Source organism: Gracilibacillus halophilus YIM-C55.5 (assembly GCF_000359605.1).
GTDB classification, from domain to species: Bacteria; Bacillota; Bacilli; order Bacillales; family Amphibacillaceae; genus Gracilibacillus; species Gracilibacillus halophilus.
Window position 1 is genome coordinate 1 of the sequence record NZ_APML01000077.1, and the last position, 6,506, is coordinate 6,506.

Sequence of the window (6,506 nt, forward strand, 5' to 3'; positions counted from 1 at the left end):
TTTTTTGATCGTCTGGCGATAAGCATTCGATCGCGCCCGTTCATATCTTGATGACATTCTACCGTATGGTTCGGGTAGGCTTTTTTAATCAGTTTTGTTACCGCTTCTGCTTGCTCATCACCAATTTCAAACACGATGTCTCCATTCGGCGCTAAGACGTGTTTGGATTGTTGGATAATGGTTTCATAAGCGCTAAGCCCGTGATTCTCAGCAAAAAGCGCTAGTCCTGGATCGAAATCTTTCACCGTGTCAGCCAAATGTTTCATCTCCTTACGATCAATATAAGGAGGATTGGATACGATCAAATCGACCGTTTGCTCACGTTCGATAAGTGGTTGCAAGAAGTTCCCCACCTGCCATGTAACGTCCGCTTGATGACGATCGGCATTCTTTTGGGCCACCTGTAACGCTTGTTCGGAAATATCTGTCGCTATGACCTCTATATCTTCTCGTTCCTTGGCTAACGTGATGGCAATGATACCACTACCCGTACCTACGTCTACGATCCGCTGATGTTGCTTCGACCCGTGCCAGTGCTTCACAATATAATCAACAAGTTCTTCCGTTTCCGGTCGAGGAATTAAAACATGTTCATTGACGTGGTATAAGCGATCATAGAATACTTCAAGTCCCGTAAAATGTTGTACCGGTTTTCCCGTTTGGGCATGTTCTTTAATGTTTTGTTGAAACGTATGCCATACTTCTGGATTGATGGTTTCACGTAAACGTGTGAGAAGCTGTGCTTTCGACAAATTCAATTCATGGAGTAGGAGAATCTCTGCTACTTTTTCTTCGCGATTGGCTTTGTTTAAAAAAGAGGAAGCCCACTGTAAGGCTTCCTGTACGGTTACGACTTGTGCACGCATATTATTCACCGATTTCTTCCATTTTCTTTGCTTGTTCTTCGACAATTAACGCTTCAATTACTTCATCTATTTTTCCTTCTAAAATCTGATCAAGCTTTTGAATGGTTAAGCCGATGCGGTGGTCGGTGACGCGGTTTTGCGGAAAATTGTATGTGCGAATCCGTTCCGAACGATCCCCTGAACCAACGGCCGATTTTCTTGATTCGTCATATTCTGCTTGCGCTTGTTGCTGATACATATCATAAATCCGCGCACGCAATACTTTCATCGCTTTTTCTTTGTTTTTAATTTGCGATTTCTCATCCTGACAAGACACGATTACACCTGTTGGCTCATGTGTTAAACGGACGGCTGACATGGTTGTATTGACACTTTGACCACCCGGACCGCTTGCTGCAAACGTATCTACACGTATATCTTTTTCATTAATATCGACTTCGACTTCCTCTGCTTCTGGCATGACAACCGCAGTGGCAGTAGACGTATGAATCCGACCACCTGATTCCGTCTCAGGTACACGCTGGACACGATGCGCGCCATTCTCAAATTTCAATTTCGAATAGGCACCCGTTCCACTAATCATGAACACAATTTCTTTATAGCCGCCGACGCCTGTTGAGTTCGTGTCCATAATATCGATTTTCCAGCCTTGGGATTCAGCATAACGTGAATACATCCGGAAAAGGTCGCCAGCAAACAAAGCAGCTTCATCGCCACCTGCTGCTCCGCGAATTTCCATGATGACGTTCTTATCATCGTTCTTATCTTTCGGTAATAATAAGATCTTGAGACGTTCTTCTAATTCTTCTTGTTTTTCCGAGAGCTCTGAGATTTCTTCCTTGGTCATTTCACGCATTTCTTCATCAAGATCGTCTTCAAGCATGACTTTCGCATCTTCTAGCTGTGAAGATATATCTTTATATTCTCGATACGCTGTAATGACTTCTTCCAAGTCAGATTGTTCTTTTGAGTATTCTCGTAATTTCTTTGAATCACCGATCACTTCTGGATCACTTAGCAATTCATTCAATTTATCATAACGAGCTTCTAGTGATTGAAGTCTATCTAACACGTGTTCCACCTCTTTCTGATTCAGCCTATGCGTTCGAATCAATAGCTACATTATATTATAGTATCATACATGCGTCAAAATTGTGCGCATTCAGCTTGACTGGTCAAATACTATAATGGCGGGTTGTTATGACATTTTCTACAAACAGGATAGTAGGAGTCGTTACCGCCGATATGAATTTGTTCTCCTGTATAGATCGGTTTTCCTTGTTCATCGACGCGTAAATTCATGATGGCTTTTTTCGCACAAAACCAACAAATTGTTTTCATCTCTTCAATTTTATCTGCATATAATAAAAAATATTTACTACCTTCAAATAGTTCGTTTTGAAAATCGTTTTTTAGGCCAAAACCCATCACTGGGATATCGAATTCATCAACAATTTGCGTTAATTGTAATACATGTGTCTTTTCTAAAAATTGCGCTTCATCAACGAGGACACAATATGGCTTTTGCTCATAACTTTTTACTGATTGGTACAGATTCGTATGCGCAAAAATAGGGAGTGCTTTACGCTTTATCCCAATTCGACTGGAAACATAGCCGACTTCTTCTCGATCATCTAGACCTGACGTGAAAATAAGAACCGGTTTATTCTGCTCTTCATAATTATGAGCTACTTTTAATATCTCAATCGATTTCCCACTATTCATTGCTCCGTATTTAAAATATAGCTGTGCCACAAGCTTCTCTCCTCATTGCTAGATGCGTTATTCTCAAGTTTTGTAGATTTATTCTCGACTTTTGGATGTTTCTTCTCAACTTTGCACGATGTATTCTCGACTTTCGAATGTTTATTCTCAACTTTTCATTGATCCTTTTCACAAAAGAAAACAGGCAATACATGATTGAATTGCCTGCTTCTTTCGGAATCGTGATCCTTTTATGTTCAAAGCATACGACTGCGAGTTGCTTATTTAAGATTGTATTTTTTCTTAAAGCGGTCGATACGTCCACCGACTTTGTCCGCTTTTTGCTTCCCAGTATAGAACGGGTGTGAAGCTGAGCTAATTTCTACACGGATCAATGGGTATGTGTTGCCATCTTCCCACTCAATCGTTTCATCAGATGATGTTGTTGATCCACCTAGAAACTTGTAGTCTGAACTCGTATCAAGAAATACAACTTTTTGGTATTCTGGATGAATATCTTTTTTCATTTCTGTCCACTCCTTTTGCCCTGAATCTTTGTCGAAACAGAGTTAATTTCTGCGTTCATCCGCATTTTCTCATACAGAAGCATTATACCAATCTCGTTTACCGATTGCAAGAGGATTTTTCATCAAGCCATGAGTTAGGAGGATGAACGTTTTGATGTGCCTTTTCGTTTCATTTCATCTTCAAGGTTGTCAATAAATTCTTCGTTATTTTTCGTTCCTCGTAGTTTACGTAAGAATCGTTCAAGAAAATCTGGTGACTCCTGCATATGTTTTCGCACCATCACATTTTTTCTAGATGGGATTTAGAGACAAGCAGCTCTTCTTTTCGTGTACTGGATCGCAGAATATCCATTGCCGGGAATATACGACGTTGGGCCAAATTACGATCGAGATGTAATTCCATATTACCGGTCCCTTTAAATTCTTCATAAATAACATCGTCCATACGTGAACCCGTCTCGATCAATGCCGTTGCTAAAATGGTAAAACTGCCACCTTCTTCGATATTTCTTGCTGCACCGAAGAAACGTTTCGGACGGTGAAAGGCTGCTGGATCAATACCACCTGACAGCGTACGTCCGCTTGGCGGAATCACTAAATTGTAGGCACGTGCAAGGCGTGTGATACTATCCATTAATACGATGACATCTCTCTTGTGCTCCACGAGTCGCATGCCTCTTTCTAAAACAAGTTCCGCGACCTTAATATGATTGTCGGGCAACTCATCAAACGTTGAACTGACGACATCAACATCCGCATCAACTGACCGTTCGATATCCGTTACTTCTTCTGGACGCTCATCAACGAGCAATATAATGAGCTTTGAATCGGGATGATTTTTCGAAATACTGTTTGCAATTTGCTTTAACAGCATCGTTTTACCAGCTTTCGGCGGCGCTACGAGCAAACCACGTTGGCCATAGCCTACTGGCGTCAATAAATCCATAATTCTCGTTGAAATGCTTTTGGTATTCGTTTCTAAATTCATTAATCGATCTGGATATAATGGTGTTAAGGCAGGAAAATGGACACGTTCTTTGGCAGCTTCTGGATCTTCACCATTGACCGCATCAACATGTAATAAGCCATAATATCGTTCGTTCTCTTTCGGTGGACGAACCTTTCCAGAGACCTTATCACCGTTTCGTAAATCGAACCGACGAATTTGCGATGCCGATATATAAATATCTTCCGCACTCGGTGAGTAATTAATCGGACGCAGGAAACCAAACCCTTCTGTAGGGATAATTTCTAAAATACCATCCATAAATAAATAGCCGCTTTTTTCAGCTTGTGCTTTTAGGATCGCAAATACTAATTCTTTCTTCGTTAATTTCGCGTAATAAGACACTTTAAATTCTTTCGCTTTTGCGTAAAGTTCTTTTAGTGTCATGTGTTCTAGTTCTGAAATTGTAATCTCACTCACAACATCACCACGCCTATTCATATTTTTTCTATCTTCCATTTTGTTTCTTCAAATTGTTCATGTAATTAAAAGAATAACCTTTCCATGCGTTCGGTTTCTATGAAATTATGTTTATATAAGGATTAGGAACTCTAGTAATGGAGCATAAGAGATGGACATCTCTTTAGAAGAGTAAAAATAGAAGTACTGTTACGAATTAAGGGAAACAGTATTCGGTAAGCCAAGGAAATGCTTTCATTGACTATCCTTCATATATAGTACCTTTTTCGTCAGTATTATTCAACTGCTTTTTGAAAAAAATTTAAATTTTAAGAGGCATTTTGAATACCCGAATGTAAGCTCGTGTTAGCCACATTCGGGTGGTTTTTACAATTGGTCATCATCTTTTCATAACTTTTTAAGAATTTTGAAACTGCTCGATTTCAGCTTTCGTCATATCTTCGCGCCAAACATTCGCTCCCATGTCGATCAGTTTTTCTTCTATATTTGCATACCCTCGCTCGATATGATCCATTCCGGTAATTTCGGTTACACCATCCGCCATTAAACCTGCCACAATTAATGAAGCGCCTGCTCGTAAGTCACTGGCTTTTACAGTGGCACCTTCTAGTTGAACAGGCCCTGTGACAATGGCTGAACCACCTTCTACTTTAATGAGAGCATTCATTCTTCTCAATTCGTCAATATGTTTAAAACGCGCTTGATAAATCGTGTCTGTGACAACGCCTGTCCCATGAGCCCGGGTTAATAACGCGGTGAAAGGTTGTTGCAAATCAGTCGGAAAGCCTGGGTGAACTAATGTTTTAATATCGACACTGCTCAATTTTTCGCCGCGATGTACAAGTAATTGTTCCTCGCCTTCTTTAATGTGAACACCCATTTCTCTTAACTTAGCTAAAAGGGGTTCTAAGTGTTGCGGGATCACATTATCAATCAATACTTTTTCCCCTTGGGCTGCTGCCATAATCGTATACGTTCCCGCTTCAATTCGATCAGGAATAATGGTGTGCATGCACCCTGTTAGCTTGTCCACGCCTTCAATCCGAATAACGTCGGTACCTGCCCCTTTAATTTTGGCGCCCATACTCGTTAAGATCGTGGCCACATCAATGATTTCAGGTTCTCTTGCAGCATTTTCGATAACGGTCTTTCCTTTTGCTTTAACGGCTGCTAACATAATATTAATCGTCGCCCCAACGCTGACGACATCTAAATAAATACGCGCACCTCTAAGTTCATTCGCTCTTAAGTATACCGCACCTTGTTCATTTGTCACTGTTGCTCCCAGTGCTTCAAAGCCTTTGATATGCTGATCAATCGGCCTCGGTCCTAAATAACAGCCTCCTGGCAAACCAATAACTGCTTCTTTAAATCGACCTAACATCGCTCCCATAAAATAGTACGAAGCGCGTAGTTTTTTTACTCGTCCATTCGGCAGAGGCATTGCCGTCATCTCTGCTGGATCTATATGTACAGTATTCCCTTCTCGTTCAACCGTTCCGCCAATTTCCTCTAGTAAGCAACTTAACGTTTCTACGTCTGAAATGTCTGGTAAGCCTTCAATGGTGACGTTTGAATCAGCTAGTATCGAAGCTGGTAATAAAGCAACGGCGCTATTTTTCGCCCCACTGATTCTTACTTCACCATTTAACAAGTGCCCACCTTCAACAAGCAACTTCTGCATGTGTAACTTCCTCTCTTTCGGATTGCTATCGAATGACACACCGCCAAGTAACACCTTCATATGTATGAACATAACATTTATTTTTAGTTTATACCATTTTTTATCATTTCATGCACGAAAAAATTCCTATTATTACGACTATTATATCGTATTTCTACCTATTTTTAAAACGATGAAATAGAAAAAGCCACTCGTCATGCTTTATGCTGCCAACCGCTTGATTTACGGTAGCGATTTGCGTGATACATAGCTTTCGATGCAAACAGTGAGTTGCGCTTTTTCTGTTTGACGCATATCTG

General features: G+C 40.6%; 5 protein-coding genes and 1 pseudogene. All 6 read right to left on the minus strand.

Annotated elements, in window-relative coordinates; genetic code table 11:
- On the minus strand, positions 1-866 hold an 866-nt coding region (prmC, locus tag J416_RS13715), incomplete at its 3' end, for a peptide chain release factor N(5)-glutamine methyltransferase (protein ID WP_040513680.1).
- Between the two features lies 1 nt (position 867).
- Entirely contained in the window at positions 868-1,938 is a 1,071-nt protein-coding gene (prfA, locus tag J416_RS13720) for a peptide chain release factor 1 (RefSeq protein WP_003473844.1), read from the minus strand.
- 110 nt (positions 1,939-2,048) lie between these two features.
- On the minus strand, positions 2,049-2,621 hold the full coding sequence (locus J416_RS13725) for a thymidine kinase (protein ID WP_003473845.1): 573 nt from the start codon (positions 2,619-2,621) through the stop codon (positions 2,049-2,051).
- A gap of 230 nt (positions 2,622-2,851) precedes the next feature.
- Entirely contained in the window at positions 2,852-3,097 is a 246-nt protein-coding gene (locus J416_RS13730) for a type B 50S ribosomal protein L31 (protein ID WP_003473847.1), read from the minus strand.
- 134 nt (positions 3,098-3,231) lie between these two features.
- Positions 3,232-4,523 (minus strand): annotated as a pseudogene (gene rho, locus J416_RS13735) (transcription termination factor Rho).
- A gap of 397 nt (positions 4,524-4,920) precedes the next feature.
- A complete protein-coding gene (locus tag J416_RS13740) occupies positions 4,921-6,207 on the minus strand; it encodes a UDP-N-acetylglucosamine 1-carboxyvinyltransferase (RefSeq protein ID WP_003473854.1) in 1,287 nt (428 codons plus the stop codon).
- Positions 6,208-6,506: the final 299 nt, after the last annotated feature.

Coding starts and splice junctions, on each gene's coding strand:
- J416_RS13740 (WP_003473854.1), bottom strand. CDS start 6,207: ATGCAGAAGTTGCTTGTTGAAGGTGGGCACTTGTTAAATGGTGAAGTA.
- J416_RS13730 (WP_003473847.1), bottom strand. CDS start 3,097: ATGAAAAAAGATATTCATCCAGAATACCAAAAAGTTGTATTTCTTGAT.